General features: G+C 72.8%; 17 protein-coding genes. 6 read left to right on the top strand and 11 right to left on the bottom strand.

Translation table 11 applies throughout. The features are described from left to right. Positions 1-70: 70 nt before the first annotated feature. The 3 genes from A1QA_RS0100145 to A1QA_RS0100155 all read right to left on the bottom strand — a co-directional run bounded on the left by A1QA_RS0100145 (position 71) and on the right by A1QA_RS0100155 (position 3,393). Positions 71-1,732, bottom strand: coding sequence for a DUF6297 family protein (locus A1QA_RS0100145; protein WP_017176909.1), 1,662 nt, complete (start codon positions 1,730-1,732; stop codon positions 71-73). After that, positions 1,729-2,490, bottom strand: coding sequence for an ABC transporter ATP-binding protein (locus A1QA_RS0100150; protein WP_017176910.1), 762 nt, complete (start codon positions 2,488-2,490; stop codon positions 1,729-1,731). The genes A1QA_RS0100145 and A1QA_RS0100150 overlap by 4 nt, the downstream gene beginning before the upstream one ends. A 78-nt stretch (positions 2,491-2,568) precedes the next feature. Continuing rightward, positions 2,569-3,393 (bottom strand): SseB family protein, encoded by an 825-nt coding sequence (locus A1QA_RS0100155; protein ID WP_017176911.1) that lies wholly within the window; start codon positions 3,391-3,393, stop codon positions 2,569-2,571. Positions 3,394-3,861: 468 nt separating this feature from the next. Here A1QA_RS0100155 and A1QA_RS15645 point away from each other — a divergent pair, with 468 nt between their 5' ends. Together A1QA_RS15645 and A1QA_RS0100165 are read left to right on the top strand one after the other, a co-directional pair. After that, positions 3,862-4,461 (top strand): DUF6318 family protein, encoded by a 600-nt coding sequence (locus A1QA_RS15645; RefSeq protein ID WP_154652175.1) that lies wholly within the window; start codon positions 3,862-3,864, stop codon positions 4,459-4,461. A 287-nt stretch (positions 4,462-4,748) separates the two neighbouring features. Continuing rightward, complete coding sequence (locus A1QA_RS0100165) at positions 4,749-5,306, top strand: hypothetical protein (RefSeq protein ID WP_017176913.1); 558 nt, start codon at positions 4,749-4,751, stop codon at positions 5,304-5,306. A gap of 167 nt (positions 5,307-5,473) precedes the next feature. On the opposite strand, the gene priA is transcribed toward A1QA_RS0100165, so the two are convergent. Both priA and hisH read right to left on the bottom strand, forming a co-directional pair. Continuing rightward, positions 5,474-6,196, bottom strand: coding sequence for a bifunctional 1-(5-phosphoribosyl)-5-((5-phosphoribosylamino)methylideneamino)imidazole-4-carboxamide isomerase/phosphoribosylanthranilate isomerase PriA (gene priA / locus A1QA_RS0100170; protein WP_017176914.1), 723 nt, complete (start codon positions 6,194-6,196; stop codon positions 5,474-5,476). A 74-nt stretch (positions 6,197-6,270) separates the two neighbouring features. Further along, entirely contained in the window at positions 6,271-6,909 is a 639-nt protein-coding gene (hisH, locus tag A1QA_RS0100175) for an imidazole glycerol phosphate synthase subunit HisH (RefSeq protein ID WP_017176915.1), read from the bottom strand. A gap of 201 nt (positions 6,910-7,110) precedes the next feature. Between hisH and A1QA_RS14795 the strand changes: the two genes are divergently transcribed. From A1QA_RS14795 to A1QA_RS0100185, 3 genes are read left to right on the top strand one after another with little or no spacing between them, the layout of a single operon-like run. Next, positions 7,111-8,604 (top strand): serine/threonine-protein kinase, encoded by a 1,494-nt coding sequence (locus tag A1QA_RS14795; RefSeq protein WP_244266038.1) that lies wholly within the window; start codon positions 7,111-7,113, stop codon positions 8,602-8,604. After that, on the top strand, positions 8,496-8,795 hold the full coding sequence (locus A1QA_RS16370; protein ID WP_244266039.1) for a septum formation family protein: 300 nt from the start codon (positions 8,496-8,498) through the stop codon (positions 8,793-8,795). Before A1QA_RS14795 ends, A1QA_RS16370 begins: the two co-directional genes overlap by 109 nt. Before the next feature lie 60 nt (positions 8,796-8,855). Further along, positions 8,856-9,812: a polysaccharide deacetylase family protein gene (locus A1QA_RS0100185; protein WP_017176916.1), complete on the top strand. Its 957-nt coding sequence runs from the start codon at positions 8,856-8,858 to the stop codon at positions 9,810-9,812. An 85-nt stretch (positions 9,813-9,897) separates the two neighbouring features. Here A1QA_RS0100185 and A1QA_RS0100190 read toward each other — a convergent pair whose 3' ends face one another. The 6 genes from A1QA_RS0100190 to A1QA_RS16650 all read right to left on the bottom strand — a co-directional run bounded on the left by A1QA_RS0100190 (position 9,898) and on the right by A1QA_RS16650 (position 17,025). Further along, positions 9,898-10,620 carry a hypothetical protein gene (locus A1QA_RS0100190; RefSeq protein ID WP_017176917.1) on the bottom strand — a complete coding sequence of 241 codons (723 nt, stop codon included), beginning with the start codon at positions 10,618-10,620 and terminating at the stop codon, positions 9,898-9,900. Beyond that, positions 10,620-11,249, bottom strand: coding sequence for an imidazoleglycerol-phosphate dehydratase HisB (gene hisB, locus A1QA_RS0100195; RefSeq protein WP_017176918.1), 630 nt, complete (start codon positions 11,247-11,249; stop codon positions 10,620-10,622). Before hisB ends, A1QA_RS0100190 begins: the two co-directional genes overlap by 1 nt. Then, the gene (locus tag A1QA_RS0100200) at positions 11,246-12,400 is read right to left on the bottom strand and encodes a histidinol-phosphate transaminase (protein ID WP_017176919.1); all 1,155 of its coding nucleotides are present in this window, start codon (positions 12,398-12,400) and stop codon (positions 11,246-11,248) included. The genes hisB and A1QA_RS0100200 overlap by 4 nt, the downstream gene beginning before the upstream one ends. A 52-nt stretch (positions 12,401-12,452) precedes the next feature. Next, positions 12,453-14,330, bottom strand: a complete 1,878-nt coding sequence (locus tag A1QA_RS0100205; protein ID WP_017176920.1) for a cation:proton antiporter — start codon at positions 14,328-14,330, stop codon at positions 12,453-12,455. A gap of 165 nt (positions 14,331-14,495) precedes the next feature. Next, positions 14,496-15,698, bottom strand: a complete 1,203-nt coding sequence (locus A1QA_RS0100210; protein ID WP_017176921.1) for a cobalamin-independent methionine synthase II family protein — start codon at positions 15,696-15,698, stop codon at positions 14,496-14,498. Between the two features lie 439 nt (positions 15,699-16,137). After that, positions 16,138-17,025 (bottom strand): MarR family winged helix-turn-helix transcriptional regulator, encoded by an 888-nt coding sequence (locus A1QA_RS16650; protein WP_017176922.1) that lies wholly within the window; start codon positions 17,023-17,025, stop codon positions 16,138-16,140. Between the two features lie 241 nt (positions 17,026-17,266). On the opposite strand from A1QA_RS16650, the gene A1QA_RS0100220 reads away from it, so the two are divergent. Continuing rightward, the gene (locus A1QA_RS0100220) at positions 17,267-19,615 is read left to right on the top strand and encodes a RecQ family ATP-dependent DNA helicase (protein ID WP_026048551.1); all 2,349 of its coding nucleotides are present in this window, start codon (positions 17,267-17,269) and stop codon (positions 19,613-19,615) included. The last annotated feature ends 23 nt before the right edge of the window (positions 19,616-19,638 follow it).

The raw sequence follows: 19,638 nt of genomic DNA on the forward strand, positions 1-19,638 counted from the left end.
GGCTACCAGAGCGCGCGCCGCCATCCCAGGCCGCGAGGAGCATGAGCCCGCGGGATTCGCGTGGTCCTGCTCACGCGCCCCCTTTCTCCTCCTCCATCCCCCAGGCCACCACCACGCCGGTGAGGACCACCTGCAGCGCGAGGAGGATGAGCGCTGCCGGCGCTCCCACGAGGACGAGGATCATCGGCAGGCTGCCGATGAGCGCGGCGTCGGGGCCTGAGATGAGCATCTCGACGGCGCCCGGCGGCAGCGAGCCCACGGGTGAGGTGACCAGGCCGGCGGAGAAGTTGGGGGTGCGGCGGTAGCCCGACCTCAGCGCGGCTCCCGCCCATGCGAGCCCCGCCAAGAGCACGAGCACAGCTGCGGCGCCTGCAGAGCCCGAGGCCTCGATGACACTGCCGCCCGGCAGGACGCGCCTGACCGTCCTGGTCATGGCGCCCCATTGGGGCGCGGTGGCGGCGGCGGTCCACACCACCATGCCCGCTGCAGGAACCAGGAGGTGGCCCATGCGGACGACGGCGGGGCGCGCGGGCCACGAGGCGTCGAGACCGCCGTCGAACCATGCGCGACGGGCCGGCTCGGCCACAGCGAGAGTGGCGATCCACCCGCCGATCGCGTAGGCGGCCGCGCAGGCGATCCTCCCCGCACCGGGGACGAACTGGGGCACGAGCGCGAGGAGCAGTCCCGCGACCACCTGAATGAGGCGGTGTGGCTCACGGCCGAGGAGGATCGCGTCACCCTGGGCGATGGCCAGGGGCACTCGCGCCCAGCGCGGCAGGCGCGCGCCAAGACGGGCCACCGGCATGGATGCGCGACGGGTGGGCCGCCGCGGCGGAGCGGCGAGCACCCGGCCCAGGGCTCGCGTGTCCAGGGACAGCAGGGAGACATGCGCGCCGAGGGAACGGGCGACGGCGTCGAGGATGCGGGCGTCCTCGATCAAGGGCATGGTCCGGGACAAGCGCGTCCAGGAGGCGAGGAGGAGCGCCCAGCAGACGACGCCCAGGGCGGTCGCCACGCCGGCGGGCACGGCCCCGGGCAGTGGTGGCGCGAGTGCGGAGGCGAGAACGGCCAGACCAGCGGCAGCGAGGAGCCCGCCGCGCAGGAGCGCCGTGGAGTGACCGGAGATCTGGAGATGGATGAGGACGGCGATGAGGATCGCGCCGGCCCCCGATCCGAGGAGCACAGCGCCTGTGAGCAGGGCGGCGTCGGCACCGGCGAGGACCGCGAGGAGGCCTGCGGTGAGCGCGCCGGTCAGCGCTGCGATGGCGATCTCGGCGCGCGCGATCGGGGCGAGAAGCCCGGCACGCCCTCCTGGGCGCGGGAGCATCCAGGCGGCCTCGAAGGGGCGCAGGAAGAGCGGTCCGAGGCGGTGGAGGGGGCCGACGAGGAGGCTGAGCCCCAGCAGCGCCGCGGCGACGAGCATCCACCCGGGGCGGAGCGTGGACAACGATCCAATGGCGCTGCGGGAGGCTCCGCCGGAGGCCAGCGGCACGGCGCCGACGACGCGGGGCACGACGAGCGCGCCCAGGACGAGCGCGCCCAGGAGGGCGGAGTAGATGTCGCCGACGATCGCCCATATCCCCCGGCTGAGCGTGTGGCGGCGCACCCAGCGGCGCAGGGCCGCGCCGTCGGGAAAGAGACCAGGGTCGGGAGCGTCGAGTGCGGCGGCGTCGGGACTGATCGCGACGGGGGCGGCAGTGCTGGCAGCCTTAGCCGAGCGGATGGGCCTCATAGCGCGCCCTCGATGATCGCCTCGACGCCCTCCTCCACGCTGGCGGCGAGCCGGGTCTGGCGCCCGACCATGAGGACGGCAGTGGCGGCGGCGCGCACGAGCTCGGCGTCGTGGGAGACGAGGAGGACCGCCCCGCCGGCCTCGCGCTCGTCGATGAGCCGGTCGGCCAGGGCGAGGCGGGTGACGTGGTCGAGGCGCTGCTCGGGCTCGTCGAGGATGAGCAGGGAGCGGGGGCGGGCGAGGACGGCCGCGAGGGCGAGGCGGCGGCGCTGCCCACTGGAGAGCTCGTCCGGCAGGGAGTCGGCGACGACGTCGAGGTCGAACTCCTCGATAAGGGCCTCGACGACGGCGCCCGGGTCCGCCACGCCGTGCCCGTAGCAGACGAGGTGGAGGTGCTCGGCGACGGAGAGGGTCGGGAAGAAGGACTCCTCGCCGAGGTCCCTGGCCACGGCGGCGCGGAAGGCGGCGCTGCGCAGGTCCGGGCGGCGTCCCATGACCTCGATCTCGCCGCCCAGGGAGCGCAGGAGCCCGCAGCAGGTGCGCGCCAGGGTCGATTTTCCGGCCCCGTTGACGCCGACGAGCGCGAGGACGCCTCCGGCGCGAAGCTCGAAGGTGGCGGGGGCGCAGACGGGGTTCTCGCCGTAGCCGACTGACAGGTCCCGCGCGCGGATGAGGGGCTCGGCGTCGTCGTGGGGACAGGAAGGGATCTGGGCGGGGAGCGGCGGGCGCGAGGCCGGGGAATCAGCGTCCGAGGGCATGGCGCATTCGTAGCAGGCGGGGGTAAGGCGCGCCTCATTCCCGCGGATGAGATGGGCGGCGGATGAGCCGACGGCGCGTCAGGCGGGGATGGGGCAGAGCTCGATGGTGTCGATGAGCTCGCCCCAGGCGGGGTTGACCATGATGCGCTGGCAGCCGTCGAGGGCGGCGGCGACGGCGGGCATTCCGTGGCTGGCGTCGACGCGGATGAAGACCCGCAGCTCGGCGGTCTCGCCGGGCTCGAAGGCGACGCCGGTGACGCCGTCGACGGTCTGAAGCTGGGCGCGGACCTCGGCCTGAATCGCCTCGGAGGACCAGGAGGGGATCCAGTCCTCTCCCCCGGCGAGCGCGACGACGGCGGGGCGGGGCAGGCGCAGGTCGAGGGTGCCGGGGTCGAGGACCCAGAGCTGGTCGGTGTGCTCGCAGGCGACGGCGGCGGCGCGGTGGGGGTCGACGGGGACGGGGCGCACGTCTTCGCGCCAGGCGCTCATGGCGGCGGCGGAGGTGAAGACGGGCAGGGCGATATGGCCGTCGGGCAGGTCGACGGCGAGCGTGGCGGCGTCGCGGCTGGCGTCATTGGTGTGGACCGAGTGGGAGGCTGCGCTGCCGGTCAGGGCGTGGGCGGCGACGGGCACGATGACGCGCGTGGCGGTCAGGGCGGCGACGACGCCGCGTATGTACTCGTGACGGGGCAGGTCGGTGGCCTCGATAGCGGCGGCGACCTCGGGGAGCGCCTCGCCGGTGTCGCTGGCGAACGGGGTCGGGGCGGCGAGAAGCCGCTCCATCTTGGCGCGCGCGGCGAGCGCCGCGGTCAGTTGCGGATCATCCGGGGCGACGCCGTCAGTGCTGATGGCGTTTGCCCCTTCGGCGCTCGCTGAGTCATTCACGTCATTCACGTCGTTCACGCCCCGATCCTAAATCCGCCCCGCCCCTCTCGCCGAGACCGGGCGAACAGCACGGCGAAACCGGGCGAACAGCACGGCGAGACCGGTTCTGTATCCACAGGCTGGTGCTGGTCGGGGCGTGTTGGCGGGGTTATCCACAGATCCGCGATGGGGCCTGGCGCGCGGACGGCGTGGGGCTCTAAGGTGGGGGCCGACGGCGAGGCCGCCGTCACTGGGGCCGACCTGGGGCCTCGATTTCTTCCCCTGGTCCATATCCGCCCGTCCGCTTCCCGCTTGGAAGGCCCCAGACCCATGGCCCCCACGCCTCCCCACACCCCGTTCTACTCCTTCAGCGCGACAGTCTCTCGACGGCGCCCAAGCGTCGTCCCTCGGCCAGCAGGCCGGCGCCGACAACGCAACCGTCTCGCGGCGGTGGCGTCCGGGCGGTGGGCTCACCCGATTGCCCTCGTTCTGGCGGCCTGCTGGGCCGTGAGCCTGACACTGCTGACCGCCTGCGCCGACGGCGCGCCCCCGACCGAGGTCTCCGGGACCCTGCCCACGCGCTTCTTCTCCACCCCCAACGGCAGCGCGGACGCGACACCCACCGCCAGCGCGCTGCCGTCCCTCAGCCCGGAACTGGCGGCGCAGCGCGCCACCGCCCTGGCCGAGCCCAAGCCCATCAAACCTCCGGAGGCCAGCCAAAATTCAGAAGAAGGCGCTGTCAACGCCGCCTTCTACTTCCTTCAGCTCTACCGCTACGCCTTCATCACCGGCGACACCGCCGACTTGGCCGCCATGAGCGAGGAGGGATGCGTCTTCTGCAAATCCACCATCGACGATGCTGCAAAACTCCACGAAGGTGGAGGATGGGTTAACCCCTGGACCCAAGAGCTCGCCGATGTCGAATATATACCAGCAGGGCAGGGGAAGAAATACTGTGGTGTGCGGGCAAGAGTTAAATCCGGAGAATCCACTTCCATGGAAGGGGGCGGTAAGATCCAACAAGAGGATTATGAGGAGAAAACACTCCTGATCGCCCTGCGCTACGATAACGGAATCTGGGCAGTGGGAGGAGTGGCCGTCGAATGATTTGGAAACTTGTCGCCACCCTAGCTATTGCGGTCCCTCTTGGTGGACAATCGTTTTTTCCCGCCGGGAGCCAATCTCCAACTTTGGCGCACGGCCAGAAATCGTTTGACGGACGAGGTGACGGGCAAACATTCGAGATAGAGTCGATGATGACTGAGGAGGTCCCAGTCCAGACAGGCCAAACGTCAGGAAGCTCGGAGAATGCACCAGAAGGCGCTTCCAGCGCTGTCGCAGTATCAGCGGCATCACCTCAAGACAACCCAACCGGAGGACACTGGACATGCTGGGTGGAGGAGATCAGCGATCTCGACAAGAAGGGGCACTGCACCCTGCTGAACGACGACACGCCCACCTCCGACGCTCCCGCAGCCCCGGCCCCCGCGCCCATCACCCTGACCTCACACGACGTGGCCACCCTCATCGTCGACGGCTCCGGGATCACCCTTCAACCACCAGGGGCCACCGTCCTGCTCCACATGCCGCTGATCGCCTACACCAACCCCACCACCAGAACACTGACCACCAGCGTCGGCGGCACGAGTGTCGACGTCGAAGTCACCCCCGCCACCTACACCTGGAACTGGGGAGACAACACCACAACTACCACCACCGACCCCGGACACCCCTACCCGGACCAGACCGTCACCCACCTCTACGCCACCACAGCCGACAACGTCACCGTCACCCTGACCACCACCTGGACCGCGAGATTCAAACCCACAGGCGCCACCGACTGGCAGCCCGTCGACGGCTACGTCACCACCACCCAAACAGCCCCACCCTTCAACATCCGCCGACTCATCCCCTACCTGTCCGACGACGCCGAAGAACACCAAGGCCACTAACCCCCACCACACACCACACCGAACCCGCCACCGGTCTCGATCCTCATTTCGACCGGTCTCGCCACGAAAGCACACCCCGGTCACGCCCGCAGGCACAAGACCAGAATCTCGCCGTGCTGATCGCCCGGTCTCGATGGGGAGGGGGGGGAAGAAAGATATCGGTCGGTTCAGGCGGCGCGGGCGATCTCGAGGGCCTCTTCAAGAGTGAAATTGCCGTTGTAGAGGGCCTTGCCGACAATCGCGGAATCCACGCCGATCCCCACCAGTCCCGTGAGCGCGCGAATATCGTCGAGTGAGGAGATCCCGCCGGAGGCCACGACGGGCGCGCTGGTGCGCTCGCAGACCTGGCGCAGCAGGTCCGTGTTCGGCCCGGTGAGAGTGCCATCGCGGGTCACGTCGGTGACGACGTAGCGCGAGCATCCCGTCGCGTTGAGGCGCTCGAGGGCCTCCCAGAGGTCGCCGCCCTCCTCCGTCCAGCCGCGAGCGGCCAGCGTCGTCCCCCGCACATCGAGCCCCACGGCGATAGCGTTCCCGTGCTCGGCGATGGCCCGCGCCGTCCACTCCGGGTCCTTCAGGGCGGCGGTCCCCAGGTTGACCCGGGCGGCGCCGGCCGCGAGCGCGCGCTCCAAGGAGGCGTCGTCGCGGATGCCGCCGGACAGCTCCACCTTCACCCCAACCTCGCCGACGATCCGCGCCAGCAGCTCGGCGTTGGAGCCCCGTTCGAAGGCGGCGTCGAGGTCCACCAGGTGAATCCATTCCGCGCCGGCGCGGGCCCAGTCGAGGGCGGCGTCCACGGGGCTGCCGTAGTCGGTCTCCGATCCGGCCTCGCCCTGGAGCAGGCGGACCGCCTTGCCATTGGCGACGTCGACGGCGGGAAGGAGCGTGAGCATGGTGCCTCCTGGGCGGTCGTGGGATGCGGCGCGGCGGGCGCACGGTGGATCGGATCAGTCAGTGCGGGCGCGGGTCAGAGCGAGCCCAGCCAGTTGCGCAGGAGCTCGGCCCCGGCGTCGCCCGATTTCTCGGGGTGGAACTGGGTGGCGGACAGGGGGCCGTTCTCGACGGCGGCCAGGAAGTCCTCGCCGTGATGCGCCCACGTGGGCAGTGGCGGGCGCGTCGCGGAGGGCCCCATCCCCTGCCCCGGGTCCACCTTGGCAGCATAGGAGTGGACGAAGTAGAAGCGCTGGTCGGCGACGCCGTCGAACAGGACGCTGCCCGCGGGCGGGCGGACCTCGGACCAGCCCATATGCGGTACCACGGGGGCGTCGAGGCGGCTCACCTCCCCCTCCCACTGCGCCAGGCCGGGGATGGTGGAGCCGTGCTCCTGACTGGATTCGAACATGACCTGCATGCCCACGCAGATCCCCAGAACGGGGCGGCCACCTGCGAGGCGGCGCTCGATGAGCCGGGGCGCGTCGACGGCGCGCAGCATCTCCATGACGGCGCCGAAGGCCCCCACGCCGGGGACGAGGAGCCCGTCGGCGGATTCGACGGCGCCGGCGTCGGCGGTGAGATCGACCTCCGCTCCGACTCGCTCCAGGGCTCGCACGGCGGAGCGCACATTGCCGGAGCCGTAGTTGAGGACGACGACGCGGGGTGAGGGCATGGCGGGGAGTCTACCGGCGCCGTCGTGGGCGCCGCCCCAGGGTCCGGGGAGCGTCCGGGAGTGTCCAGGCACGCGAGTCCCCGGCCCTATCGCCTGTGCGCCCCGCGGCCTCCGCGGCCTCCTCGGCCCCGAGCACTCCAGTCTCCGAGCCGGCGGCCTGCGGGCATGCGCCCGACGGCGGGCTCAGGGCAGGATGCCTCCATGAGCATCCCCGAGCACTCCCCGCTGAGCGCGCCGACCTACGACTCCCAGTTCCCTGGCCAGCCGCCGGCGCCGCAGCCCCGGGCGTGGCCGGAGGTCCCCGGCGTGCGCATCGTCGGGATCGTCGGCCACGGAGGCTTCGCGACGGTCTACGAGGGCATCCAGCTGTCGATGAACCGTCCCGTCGCGGTCAAGGTCGACTCGCGCAGCCTCGACGACGAGCGCAACCGCCGCCGCTACATGCGCGAGGTGAGCGCCACCAGCCGCATCAGCTCGCACCCCCACGTCATCTCCCTCATCGACACCGGCGTCCTTGGCGACGGCCGCCCCTTCATCGTCATGGAGCTGTGCCCGGGCGGGAGCCTGGCGGACCTCGTGGAGCGGGGCCCCCTGCCCGCGCCCGACGCCGTGGCGCTCGTCGAGGCCGCCGCCTCCGCCCTGGGAGCGGGCCACGCGGCGGGGATCCTGCACCGCGACGTCAAGCCCGGCAATATCCTCCTCGACGCCTTCGGCGCGCCGCGCCTGACCGACTTCGGGATCGCCTCGGTGACCCGCGAGGGCCAGGACCCGACCGTCACCCTGGAGTGCCTCACCCCGGACTTCGCCGCGCCGGAGGCCTTCGCCATGGCCGCGCCGACGCCGCAGGGCGACGTGTGGTCCATGGGCGCCGTCCTCTTCACAATGCTCACCGGCCATTCCCCCAGGCGGCGCACCACGGGGCGCTCCCTCAGCCTCCCGGAGATCGTCGAGGGGCTCAAGGAGCCCGTCGACCTGAGCGATCCGCGCCTCCCATCGCTCCTGAGGCCGTTGCTCGCGCAGGCGCTCGATCCTGAGCCCGCCAAGCGGCACGCCGACGGCGCGGCCCTGGCGCGCGCCCTGGTCCAGGCGCGCGAGGCCCTGGGCGACGGTTCCCTGACGGTCGCGGGGCCCCGGGCGGCGCTCCTCCAGGCGCTCCGCCCCCAGGGGCCCGCCACCCCGCCGTCCCCGGCCTCGTCCCCCATGCCCGTCGGAGCGCAGCCGGTCCTCCCTCCGGGAGGCGCGCCGTCGGCGCCATCGGCCTCACCGTCATCACCGGGGCTGCCCTCGGGCTCCCCGTTCGCCGGGCAGCCTGCGCGCCCCCGTCGTGGGCGCCGCCTCGCCGCCGCGGCCGCGGTCCTCGCCGTGGGCGCGGGGCTCGGCGCGGGCGGGGGCGTGGCGTCGCCGCGGATCGGGGCTCCGAGGCGACGACGGCGCTCACGGGCTCCTCGTCGCAGCCGACCCCCGGCCCGGACCACACAGCCCAGGCAGACCAGACGGGCCAGGCGATCGCGCCCGCCCAGGGCAGCGCCACGGGCGCGGCGGCCTCGGGCGCCCCCGCGACCGCCGCCTCCACGCCGCCGCATCCCGTGGGCGCGTGCCTGGCCGGGATCACCTCGATCTCGGGCCAGTCGAGCGCGCGGGCCGTGGGCTGCTCGGAAACGCACTCGTGGAGGGTCTTCGCCGTCGGCACGCTGAGCTCCCAGGCCGCCTCCGGCTCGGATGACAGCCTCGTGGCCGACGCCGAGGTCCTCAGGACCTGCACGGCCGCGGCCGCCGAGGCCTCGGGCTACGGCGGCGCCGATGCCGAGCTCACCGTCCTCGGCCCCTCGGAGGCCGCGTGGCGGGCCGGCGAGCGCGGCTTCTCCTGCCTGGTGTCCACCGACTGACGCCACGCCGCCGGGGGCTCCACGCGCCACGCGGGCCTCCGGCTCTGGCATGCTCGTGCTGTGTCCCCACTGGTCGAGTCCCTGCGCCCCGCGCGCCCTCCGCGCCGATCATTGCTCGCGCTCGCCCTGGCCGCCTCCCTGGCGGGCTGCGGCGCGAGGAGGACGAGCGCGCTCTCACCAGACCCGACGGCGCCCTTCCCCGACTCCTCACCACCCGCTGCCTCCCCCACCCCGTCGGAGACGAACGCCCCGGTCAGCGCCCCGCCGGAGTCAGTGTCGCCCTCCCCCACTCCGAGCGCCACCGGCGCGCCCACGCGCGACGAGATCGCGGCCCGCTACTCCAGCGCCTCTCCCGCCTGGTTCGATCTGGAGGGCGAGGGCATCGTGTCGCGCACGCCGTCGTCCGGGGTGTGCCTGACCCTCGACGCCTGCGGAGGCGCCCACGGCTCCGGCGTCGACGAGGACCTTGTCTCCCTGCTGCTCGACCGCGGGATCCCTTTCACGGCCTTCCTCAACTCGCGGTGGGTCGAGGCCAACCCGGCGACCCTCGACCGCCTCCTGGCCAGCGGTATCGTGGAGATCGGCAACCATGGGACGGCGCATCTGCCCCTGTCCGTGACCGGGCAGTCCGCCTACGGGATCGCGGGAACCGCCGACGCCGGCCAGGTCTACGACGAGATCATGGGCTGCCAGGAGCTCCTGACCAGCCGCACGGGCACCGCGCCGCGCTTCTTCCGGCCGGGCACGGCCCACTGGGATGACGTGTCCGTGGCCATCGCCAGCGGCCTCGGCGTCGAGGCCGCCGGCTTCTCGATCAACGCCGATGCGGGGGCCACCTTCTCCGCCGCGCAGGTGTCCTCCGAGCTGCGGCGGGCCGGGGCGGGCGACGTCGTCATCTCGCATATGAACCAGCCCGCGGGCTCGACGGCGGAGGGTTACGCGCAGGCGATCCCGGCCCTCATGGAGGGCGGGACGGTGTTCCTCACGCTGGGCCAGGCGATCCCCGCGCCGGCCTGAGGAGCCCGCACGGGCCTGAGCTGCATTAGGCAGCGCCGGGAAGCACCGGCGCCCACGGGCCCGGCCGCAGCGGGGCAGCGGGTCTTCAGTCGATGCCGGGGCGGCGCAGGCCGCGCCCGATCCAGCGCATGGCGCGACCGGTCTTGACCTCGCTGGTGCGCACGGCGCCGGGGGCGTCCTCGGGCCGGGTGAGCCCGAGCAGGACATCCTCGACGACCTGGTCCATCTGGGACAGGATGAGGCCCGCGGAGGCCTCCTCGCCCGGTTTGCCACCGGCGAAGCGCCGTGCGGTGATCGTGCCGGACAGGCCCTCCTCGATGCCGATGTCGGTGGCGAGGTCCGCGGTGAGCAGCACGGATCCGCCGCGGCTGAGGCGGGACAGGGTGGCGGCGAGCTCGGCGGCCTCGGCGGGCTCGTTCTCGGAGCCGCCCAGGAGCTCGGCGATATCCCATTCGGCGTGGGCGGAGGCGAACTCCTTGACGGCGAAGGCGCCGGTTGAGGCGGGCACGACGAGGCAGTCGAGCCCGCTCATGGCGCAGAGGGAGGCGAGAGCCTCGGCGGTGGGCAGGGGTGTGAGGACGACGGCGATCTTGAGGGCGCGAGCGGTGGGGGCCTCGGCCGACGCGGCGCCGCCGTTCGCCGGGGCGGACCCGCCCGCGGCAGCCCCGCGCTCGGCAGCCTCGCTGACGGCGTCCTCGGTACCCTCAGCCGTTCTCAGGTCGAGGCCCTCCACGAGGGCGGCGAACTCGTCGTCGATGCGGTCGGCGTCGTCGGGGCGGGGGCCGCCCGGGGTGGTCTGGTCGTTCATCACAGGGCTCCCTTCGTGGAGGGGATGCCGTGGACCCGCGGGTCGGGCTCGACGGCGGTGCGCAGGGCGCGCGCGAGGGCCTTGAACTCGGCCTCGGCGATGTGGTGGGGGTCGCGCCCGGAGATGACGCGCACGTGCAGGCAGATGCCGGCGTGGTAGGCGATGGCCTCCAGGGCGTGGCGGACCATGGAGCCGGTGAAGTGCCCACCGATGAGGTGGTGGACGAAGGCCTCGGACTCGCCGTCGTGGACGAGGTAGGGGCGCCCGGAGATATCGACGACGGCGGTGGCCAGGGCCTCGTCGAGCGGCACGGAGGCGTCGCCGAAGCGGCGGATGCCGCTCTTGTCCCCGAGCGCGACGCGCAGGGCCTCGCCGATGCAGATGGCGGTGTCCTCCACGGTGTGGTGGACGTCGATGTGAGTGTCTCCCGTGGCGCGCACGGTGAGGTCGATGAGGGAGTGCTTGCCCAGGGCGGTGAGCATGTGGTCCCAGAAGGGGACGGTGGTGGAGATGTCGGTGGCGCCGGTGCCGTCGAGGTCGAGGTCGACGACGACGCTGGACTCGCTCGTGGTCCGCTCGATGCGGGCGGTGCGGGCAGTGCTGGCAGTGCTGGCGGCGGTGCTGCTCATGCGGGCTCCTGGGTGTCGCGGCCGGCGGCGCTGGCGGCGCGGGCCTTGGTCAGTGCGGCGCGGAAGGCCGCCATCTCCTCGGGAGTGCCCACGCTGGCGCGCAGGAACCCCTCGGGGCCGACGACGCGGATGAGCACGCCGTCGTCGAGAAGATCCTGCCAGATGGCGCGGCGATCGGCGAAGGGGCCGAAGAGGACGAAGTTGGCGTCGGACTCGTGGGCGGTCAGGCCCTGCTCGCGCAGCCAGGCGACGAGGGCGTCGCGCTCGGCGCGGAGCGACGCGACCTGCCCCATGAGCTCGTCGCGGTGGGCCAGGGCTGCCAGTGCGGCGGCCTGGGTGATGGCGGACAGGTGGTAGGGCAGGCGCACGACGCGCAGCATGTCCACCAGCTCGCGGGAGGCGGCGAGGTAGCCCAGGCGCAGCCCGGCGGCGCCGAAGGCCTTGCTCATCGTGCGGGACACGGCCAGGTGCGGGTTGGCCTCAAGGAGCTCCAGGGCACTGGGCACACCGGGGCGGCGGAACTCGGCGTAGGCCTCGTCGATGACGACGACGCAGTCCGTGGGCGAGCCGTCGGCGGCGGTCGGCCCGTTGCCGCGGGCGGCCTCCAGCAGGGCGCGCGCGTCGGCAAGCGGCAGGGCCGTGCCGGTGGGGTTGTTGGGGCTGGTGGCGATGAGGACGGCGGGGCGGCGCTCGGCGATGGCGGCAGCGGCGGCCTCGACGTCGATGCTGAAGTCGTCGCGGCGCGGGATCGTCACGTACTCGGTGAGGGTGTCGCGGGCGTACTCGGGGTACATGGAGTACGTGGGGGTGAAGGACAGGCAGGACCGGCCGGGACCGCCGAAGGCCTGGAGGAGGTGGAGCATGACCTCGTTGGAGCCGTTGGCGGCCCAGATCTGGCGGGGATCCAGCCGCACCCCGGACTCGACGGCGAGGTAGTCGGCCAGGGCCTCGCGCAGGGCCGGGAAGTCGCGGTCCGGGTAGCGGTTGAGACTGGACGCGGCACGGGCGACGGCGTCGGCGATGTCAGCGATGACCGCCGGGCTCGGCGCGTAGGGGTTCTCGTTGACGTTGAGGCGCGCGGGCACGTCCAGCTCCGGGGCGCCGTAGGGGGTCTCGCCCTCGAGCCCGGGGCGGATGGGAAGGCTGCTCACGGGCACTGAGTCTACGGCGACCCATGGCGGTCGACGATGCCCGCGAGACGCCCTAGGGCGCTGCCGCGAGGGAGGCCTGCGAGGTCTCGTTGATGGTCTCTCGGTAGACCAGGGTGATCTCCTCGTAGTCGAGGCGGGTCAGGGCGTACTCGATGAGCCCGGCGGAGTACAGGCCGAGCTCGCCGGCGTCGAGCAGGGCCTGGCGCTGGGCCCGGACCATGTCGAGGGCGAGGGCGCGCGTGCGGGCCTGCTCCTCGCGCCGCGCCGCCCACCTCTCCTCGTCGTCGGGCTCTGGCGCCTCCTCGCGCGCCGCGTGCGCCACGAGGGCGGAGGTCCCCTGGGCGGCCAGGGCCATGCTCTTGCGCCCATCGTCAGCGGTCAGGCGGTCCTCATCGCCATCCGGGATGACGTCCTTGGCCGCGGAGATGAGCAGCCCCATGAGCTCGCGGCGCTCGGCGTCGTCGGCCGGGCCCTCCATCCTCGGCCGAACAACCCTGACCACCCAGGGAAGGGTCAGGCCCTGGATGACGAGCGAGCCGGCGGCCACGAGGATGGCGATGAGCAGGAGGAAGGAGCGGTTGGGGGCCTCGGCGGGGAGGGTCTGGGCGGCGGCGAGCGTGACGGCGCCGCGCATTCCCGCCCAGACCATGATCGCGCCCTCGCGCGCGCCGAGCGGCAGCTGGCGGTAGTACGCCATGTCGGCGTCGACCCGCCGGATGCGGTCGAGGGCGTGGGTGGCGCGGGCCTGGAAGCGCGCGGGGCTCGTCTCGCGGCGGCGCCCCTTGGACAGTCCCTTGAGGCGCCGTCGCACGCCTCGGCGCTCGTGGTCCCAGGGGACGATCATGTCCTCGGGGATCTCGCCGCGGGCGATGGCGTGGCAGCGCTCCTCGAAGTCCTGGAGGGGCTCGCTCATCCCGTCCCATTTCTCGGCCCGGCGGGCCCCTCGCCGGCGCAGCCACCCGAGCATCGGCGCGACGACGGCGGCCCGCACGAGGACCGTCAGCGCGCCGGCGAGGAGGGCCAGCCAGAGCGCGGTGGTGATGGACGGACCCTCGGCGCGGACGTCCTCCACGATCCCGAACAGCTGCAGGCCCATGACCAAGAAGATGAAGCCCTCGAGGACGAGCTCGACGGTGTGCCAGGTCTCCGCCCCGGCGATGCGGTGGTCCGGCGGCAGGAGCCGGGGAGAGCGGTGACCGGTCACGAGTCCCGCGACGACGGCCGCCACGAGCCCGCTGCCGCCCATGTGCTCGGCGGGGATGGCGGCGAGGAACGGCACGGTGAAGGAGATGACCGTGTCGACGCTGGCGTCGGTGACGCGGGCGCGCAGGTGCAGGGTGAGCTCGCCGACGGCCCATCCGACGACGAGGGCGACGACGACGGCGAGCGCGAAACTGCCCAGGACCTCCCCCGCGCTCGTGCTCCCGGCCACGGCCGCCGAGATCGCGGAGGACAGGACCACGAGGGCGGTGGCGTCGTTGAGGAGCCCCTCGCCCTCCAGCACGGTGATGACGCGCTGGGTGACCCCCAGGCGCCGGGCGATGGAGATCGCCACCGCGTCCGTCGGGCTGAGGACCGCGCCCATGGCGATCGCCCAGGCCACGGGGAGGCTGGGCAGGACGAGGGTGAGCACGCCCCCGATGACGGCCGAGGACAGCGCGACCAGGACGACGGCGAGGATGGCGACAGGCGCGAGCTCCCTGCGGAAGTTGATGGTGGGGATCCCCACCGCGGTCGCGTACAGCAGCGGTGGGAGGACGCCCTCGAGGATGACCCCCGGCTCGATCTCGATCGCGGGCACCACCGGAAGGAAGCCGACGACGATGCCCATGGCCAGGAGCAGCAGCGCCGGCGCCACCCGGAGGCGGTCGCTGATCTGGCTGGCCCCGGCGATGGCCAAGAGCCCCGCGACGATGATGAGGAGGGTCATGGGAGCAAGCCTACGGTCTCGCCGTACGGCCCCCGCCCCGCCGCGCAAGGGCTGGCCAGCGACGGGATCGGGCCGTGATCGCGCCGTGCCCGGGACCAGTCGCGGCTGGTCCCGGGCACGGCCGGGAAGGCGGGGCGGGCGCGGTCCGCGAGCGCCCGACGCGGCTTAGAGCCGCTCGCTGGCCAGGCGCGCGCCTGCGGCCAGGGACTCGAGCTTCGCCCAGGCGATCTGCGAGTGGATGCGCCCGCCCAGCCCGCAGTCGGTGGAGGCGATGACCCTCTCGGGGCCCACGAGGCCCGCGAAGCGCTCGATGCGCTCGGCGACGAGCTCGGGGTGCTCGACGACGTTGGTGGCGTGGGAGACAACGCCGGGGATGATGACTTTGTCCTCGGGCAGCCGGGTGGTCTCCCAGAGGCGCCATTCGTGCTCGTGGCGGGCGTTGGCGGCCTCGAAGGTGTAGCCGCCGGCGCGTACGTCCAGGACGAGGTCCACGATGTCGGCGAAGGGGATGTCGGTGGTGTGCGGACCGTGCCAGGAGCCCCAGCACACGTGGAAGCGGACCTGCTCGGCGGGAATCCCCTCGAGGGCGCGGTTGACCGCGGCGATCCGCTTGGCGATGAAGTCCCGGTAGTCGGCGACGGAGGGCTCGGGGTTGATCTGATCCCAGGACTCAGCGATATCCGGGGCGTCGATCTGGACGGTCAGGCCGGCGTCGGTGATGATCCGGTACTCCTCGTGCATGGCGTCGGCGCAGGCGTCCAGCAGGGCGACGTCGTCGCTGTAGTACTCGTTCTTCACGCGGGCGGCCGACCCCGGGGACAGGGCGGCGATGAAGCCGTCGGCGGGGCCCAGTCCGTTGGCGGCCAGCCCCTGGGTCAGCAGGGCGACATCCGCGCTGACGGCCTGGGCTCCGATATAGGTCAAGGGCCCGGTGATCTTGGGGTTGCCGACGGCGGCGCGGCCGGTGAGGATGCCCGAGGTGGGGTCCTCGTAGGCCTCGTTGAAGCGCTGGCGGTCGCGGCGGTCTGGGAAGGACGTCAAGCGCGGGTTGCCGGGGGTGGAGCGGACGCGCTCGGGGTTGGCCCAGCGGTCCTCGTCGGTCATGGTCAGACCGCCCAGGCGGGAGAAGGAGTAGTTCCACCAGGCGCCGTAGTCGACGGCTCCTGAGGTGATGTGCCCGTACTCTCCCTCATTGAGGATGTCGAGGCCGATATCCCGCTGGCGCGCGATGACATAGGAGGCCGAGGACTCGAGGATGGAGTCGAACTCGGCATCATCGATGGTGCCGTCATGGCGGCGGGTATTGGCCTCGAGGAGCTCGGGGGTTCGCGGGAGCGAACCGACGTGGGTGGTGCGGATGTGTGTCATGGTGCGGTCCTCCGTGGTGCTGGCGGCAGCGCCGCCGTCGTGCGGGAATTGGTGGGACCGGAACCGCGCGCCTGGCGCGGCTTGGGGCCGAGGCGTCCGGGCGCCTCAGCGGCGCATGGCAGCCCCTGCGAGGCGCCGTGGCGCGCGCAGGGGGCACTCCGTCCTGGTGGGGGCGTGCGCCCCGTCCCATGGTGTCATCAGTGTCATCACTGGCCTTCCCTCACCTTCAGTGTTGGTGCCCCGAGGATAGTGGACGGCCCGGCCATCGCGTCCTTCCTGTTTCAGGAAGTGGGCAGCGACCGAGGAGAGGTGGTGAGGTCGATCCGCGGGCCAGTCCCCCGCACCATCGGGCGCTGGGGCGCCCTCAGGCGCTCCCGCCAGACCCGATGCCAGCCCCCGAGGATCGACCTCACCACCCCTCCCCTCAGGCGATATGACCTCAGTACGCGCGGCCGCGGCGGATGCAGTGGTGGTGGCGGCGCGGGCCGCCGGGCTCGCCGTGGGGGCCGTGGCCGTGGCAGTCGCCATGACCGTGACCACCGTGACCACGGTGGCCGCTCTGGCCATCGGGCCCGCCGCATCCGCCGCGGCCATGCCCGTGCCCGTGTCCACGGCCATGACGATGGCCGTGCTCGCCGGGCCCACCGGGCCCACCGTGGGGCCCGGGGAAGCCATGACCGAAACCGTGGCCGAAGCCGTGCTCGCGCATGCGCATGACGTCGGCGAAGCGCTCCTCGCCCAGGCGCTCGCGCATGGACTCCAGCTCCTCTTCGCTCACGCCCTGCTCGCCCAGGCGCTGGGAGAGCGGGGCGATGACCTTGTCGAGCAGCTCGGCGAGCCGGGCGGCCTCGTCCTCGTCGAGCACGGTGAAGGGGCTGGCCGCGCCCGCCTCGATGCTGGTCTCGCGGCCGGCGTCGGTGAGGTGGACGAGCATGACGCGACGGTCCTCGTGGCTGGGTGCGCGCTCGATGAGGCCCGCGCCCTGGAGCCTGCCGAGCAGCTCGTTGAGGGACTGCTGGCGAATGCCCAGGAGGAAGGCGAGGTCCTTGGTGGCGATGGGGCTCTGCATCTTCAGGGCGGCTAGGACGCGGCCCTGGCCTCGGCTCGGGTCCCCCAGGGGGCCGTGCTCGGCCCGGCGGGCGGCGCGGTCGCGCCCCATGAGCCAGACCAGGGCGCGGAACTTGCGGTGCAGCGCGGCATGAATGTCGCCGTCCTCGACGCCGTCGGCACTGCGGGCCTCGCCCGCGTCGGTGCCCTCGGGGGCCTCGGGATCTCCCAGGGGCTCCTCGAAGGGCTGGTTCTCAGAATCGTTCTGCGTGGGAGTCATGATGATCTCCTTCTTCCTCTAGGTGAGTCGTGGGCCCGGTCCGCCTCATATGGGCCGGGCGGGTGGACGCCGGGAGCGGCATCGTCCGTCGCGCTTCGGGCCATCGCCCACCGCATTTGACAGGTGCCTGTCGATCCCGACGACAAGAAATCTACAGGCACCTTCACAATCTTTCAACCGGTACCTGTATGTCGCGAGTCACATGGGCATTCATGTCAGTGCCCCGGGCTACCGTGGGCCCATGAGCGCCACAGCCTCGTCCGCAGAGTCATCCGCAGCATCGTCCGCACTGCCCTTGGAGCGGCCCACCGTCCTGCGCGAGCGCGCGGAGGAGATCCTGCGCGCGCTCGTCGGCAGCCAGTCCGCGCGGCTGCGCGCCGATCAGTGGCGGGCCATCGAGGCGCTGGTGGTCGGACGCCGTCGGGCCCTCGTGGTGGAGAGGACGGGATGGGGCAAGTCCGCCGTCTACTTCGTGGCCACCATGCTGCTGCGCGAGGGCTGGGGCGGGTGGCGCGAGTCAGACCCCCTCCCCTTGGCCCGCTCCGGCGAGGGGGCAGGCGGCGCCGGCCCCACGATCATCATCTCCCCGCTGCTGGCCCTCATGCGCGATCAGGTCGCCGCCGCCGAGCGCGCCGGCATCCGGGCCGTCACCATGAACTCGGCCAACTCCGCCCAGTGGGAGCAGATCGAGTCCGAGATCCGCTCCGGGCGCGCCGATGTCCTCCTGGTCTCGCCCGAGCGCCTCAACAACCCCGTCTTCCGGGACGAGGTCCTGCCGCACCTGGCGGCCAGCGCGGGCCTCGTCGTCATCGATGAGGCCCACTGCATCTCGGACTGGGGCCACGATTTCCGGCCGGACTACCGGCGCATCCGCACCCTGCTCGCAGGCCTGCCCACCCTCACCCCCGTCCTGGCGACGACGGCCACCGCCAACGAGCGCGTCACCACCGATGTGGCCGAGCAGCTGGCGGGGCGCGCGATGGGCGGGCCCTCCCCCGAGGTGCTCGTCCTGCGCGGGAGCCTCCAGCGGGATTCCCTCCACCTGGGCGTGGCGCGCCTGGAGGACGCTGCCACCCGGCTGGCCTGGCTCACGGCCTACCTCCAGCGCGCCCAGGGCTCCGGGATCGTCTACTGCCTCACCGTCTCCGCCGCGGGCGAGACCGCGCAGGCCCTGCGCGCCGCCGGACTGGAGGTGGCCACCTACACCGGCCAGACCGAGCCCGCCGAGCGCGAGCGCCTCGAGGCCGATCTCAAGGCCAACCGCGTCAAGGCGCTCGTGGCCACCAGCGCCCTGGGCATGGGCTTCGACAAGCCCGACCTCGGCTTCGTCATCCACATGGGCGCGCCGGCCTCCCCCGTGGCGTACTACCAGCAGGTGGGGCGCGCGGGGCGCGGCGTCGAGAGGGCGGAGGTGGTCCTGCTGCCCGGGGCGGAGGATCGCGCGATCTGGGACTGGTTCGGCTCCCAGGGCTTCCCACCGCCCGAGCGGGTCCGCGAGGTGCTCGACGCCCTGGAGGCGGCCGACGGCCCCCTGGCGACCGGCGCGCTGGAGACCGTGACGAGCCTGCGGCGCACCCGCCTGGAGTCGATGCTCAAGGTCCTCGACGTCGACGGCGCGGTGCGGCGGGTGCGGGGCGGCTGGCTCTCCACGGGCGAGCCCTGGGTCTACGACGCCGAGCGCTACGCCCGGGTGGAGGCGGCCAGGAAGGCCGAGCAGGAGGCGATGCTCGCCTATGAGCGCCTGCGCGCCCCGGCGTGCCGGATGGCTTTCCTGCGGGCCGCGCTCGACGATCCGGAGATGCCCGAGGGCTGGCGCTGCGGCGCCTGCGACCTGTGCGGGGGCCTCGACCTGCCCCAGGGGCCGGATGCGGAGCAGGTGGGGGCGGCCCTGGGGTCATTGGCGCGCATCGGGGTGGAGATCACGGCTCGGCGCCAGTGGCCGGTGGGCATGGATCGGCTGGGGCTCGGCGCGCTGCGGGGCAGGATCCCGCCCGAGCGGCGGGCGGGCACGGGCATCGCCGTCGGCAGGCTCGATGGACTGGGCATCTCGGCGGCGCTGCGCGCGCTCTTCGCCTCCGGTGAGGACGGGCTCGTCCCTCCTGCGCTGCGAGCCCCCGTCCTGGAGGCGGTGGACCGCCTGGCTGATCTCGCCTGGGCTGAGCGCGGGGCGGACGGCCCCGAGACGGGCACTGCGGGCCAGGGCGCGTCCAATGATGCCCAGGACGGCGCGGCGAGCGAGGGAGTCATCGACGCGGTCGTCATCATCGACTCCCGGCGCCATCCGCAGCTGGTTCGGCACCTGGGGGGCGCGGTCGCGCACCGCCTGGGCGCCGAGCGCCTCGGCGTCATCGCCGCGGGCGGGGAGCCGGGGCGCCATGACGTCAACTCCGCGACCCGCCTGGCGGCGGTGGCCCGCAGCCTCAGCCTGGACGGATGGGGGCCCGATGCCCTGGAGCGCCTCGATGGCGCCCGCATCGCCCTGGTCGACGACTCGACGGACTCCGGCTGGACCCTCACAGTGGCGGCCGATCTCCTGCGGCGCTCCGGCGCCGCGGCGGTCCACCCTTTCGTCCTCGCTCAGGAGTCCTGAGCCCCCTGGCGGGCAGGCCCGTC

This window comes from Actinomyces timonensis DSM 23838 (assembly GCF_000295095.1).
Taxonomy (GTDB): Bacteria; Actinomycetota; Actinomycetes; order Actinomycetales; family Actinomycetaceae; genus Actinomyces; species Actinomyces timonensis.

Coding starts and splice junctions, on each gene's coding strand:
- A1QA_RS0100190 (WP_017176917.1), bottom strand. CDS start 10,620: ATGAACGACCAGACCACCCCGGGCGGCCCCCGCCCCGACGACGCCGAC.
- A1QA_RS0100220 (WP_026048551.1), top strand. CDS start 17,267: ATGAGCGCCACAGCCTCGTCCGCAGAGTCATCCGCAGCATCGTCCGCA.
- A1QA_RS0100150 (WP_017176910.1), bottom strand. CDS start 2,490: ATGCCCTCGGACGCTGATTCCCCGGCCTCGCGCCCGCCGCTCCCCGCC.
- A1QA_RS0100210 (WP_017176921.1), bottom strand. CDS start 15,698: ATGACACACATCCGCACCACCCACGTCGGTTCGCTCCCGCGAACCCCC.
- A1QA_RS16650 (WP_017176922.1), bottom strand. CDS start 17,025: ATGACTCCCACGCAGAACGATTCTGAGAACCAGCCCTTCGAGGAGCCC.
- A1QA_RS14795 (WP_244266038.1), top strand. CDS start 7,111: ATGAGCATCCCCGAGCACTCCCCGCTGAGCGCGCCGACCTACGACTCC.
- hisH (WP_017176915.1), bottom strand. CDS start 6,909: ATGCCCTCACCCCGCGTCGTCGTCCTCAACTACGGCTCCGGCAATGTG.
- A1QA_RS0100205 (WP_017176920.1), bottom strand. CDS start 14,330: ATGACCCTCCTCATCATCGTCGCGGGGCTCTTGGCCATCGCCGGGGCC.
- priA (WP_017176914.1), bottom strand. CDS start 6,196: ATGCTCACGCTCCTTCCCGCCGTCGACGTCGCCAATGGCAAGGCGGTC.
- A1QA_RS0100145 (WP_017176909.1), bottom strand. CDS start 1,732: ATGAGGCCCATCCGCTCGGCTAAGGCTGCCAGCACTGCCGCCCCCGTC.
- hisB (WP_017176918.1), bottom strand. CDS start 11,249: ATGAGCAGCACCGCCGCCAGCACTGCCAGCACTGCCCGCACCGCCCGC.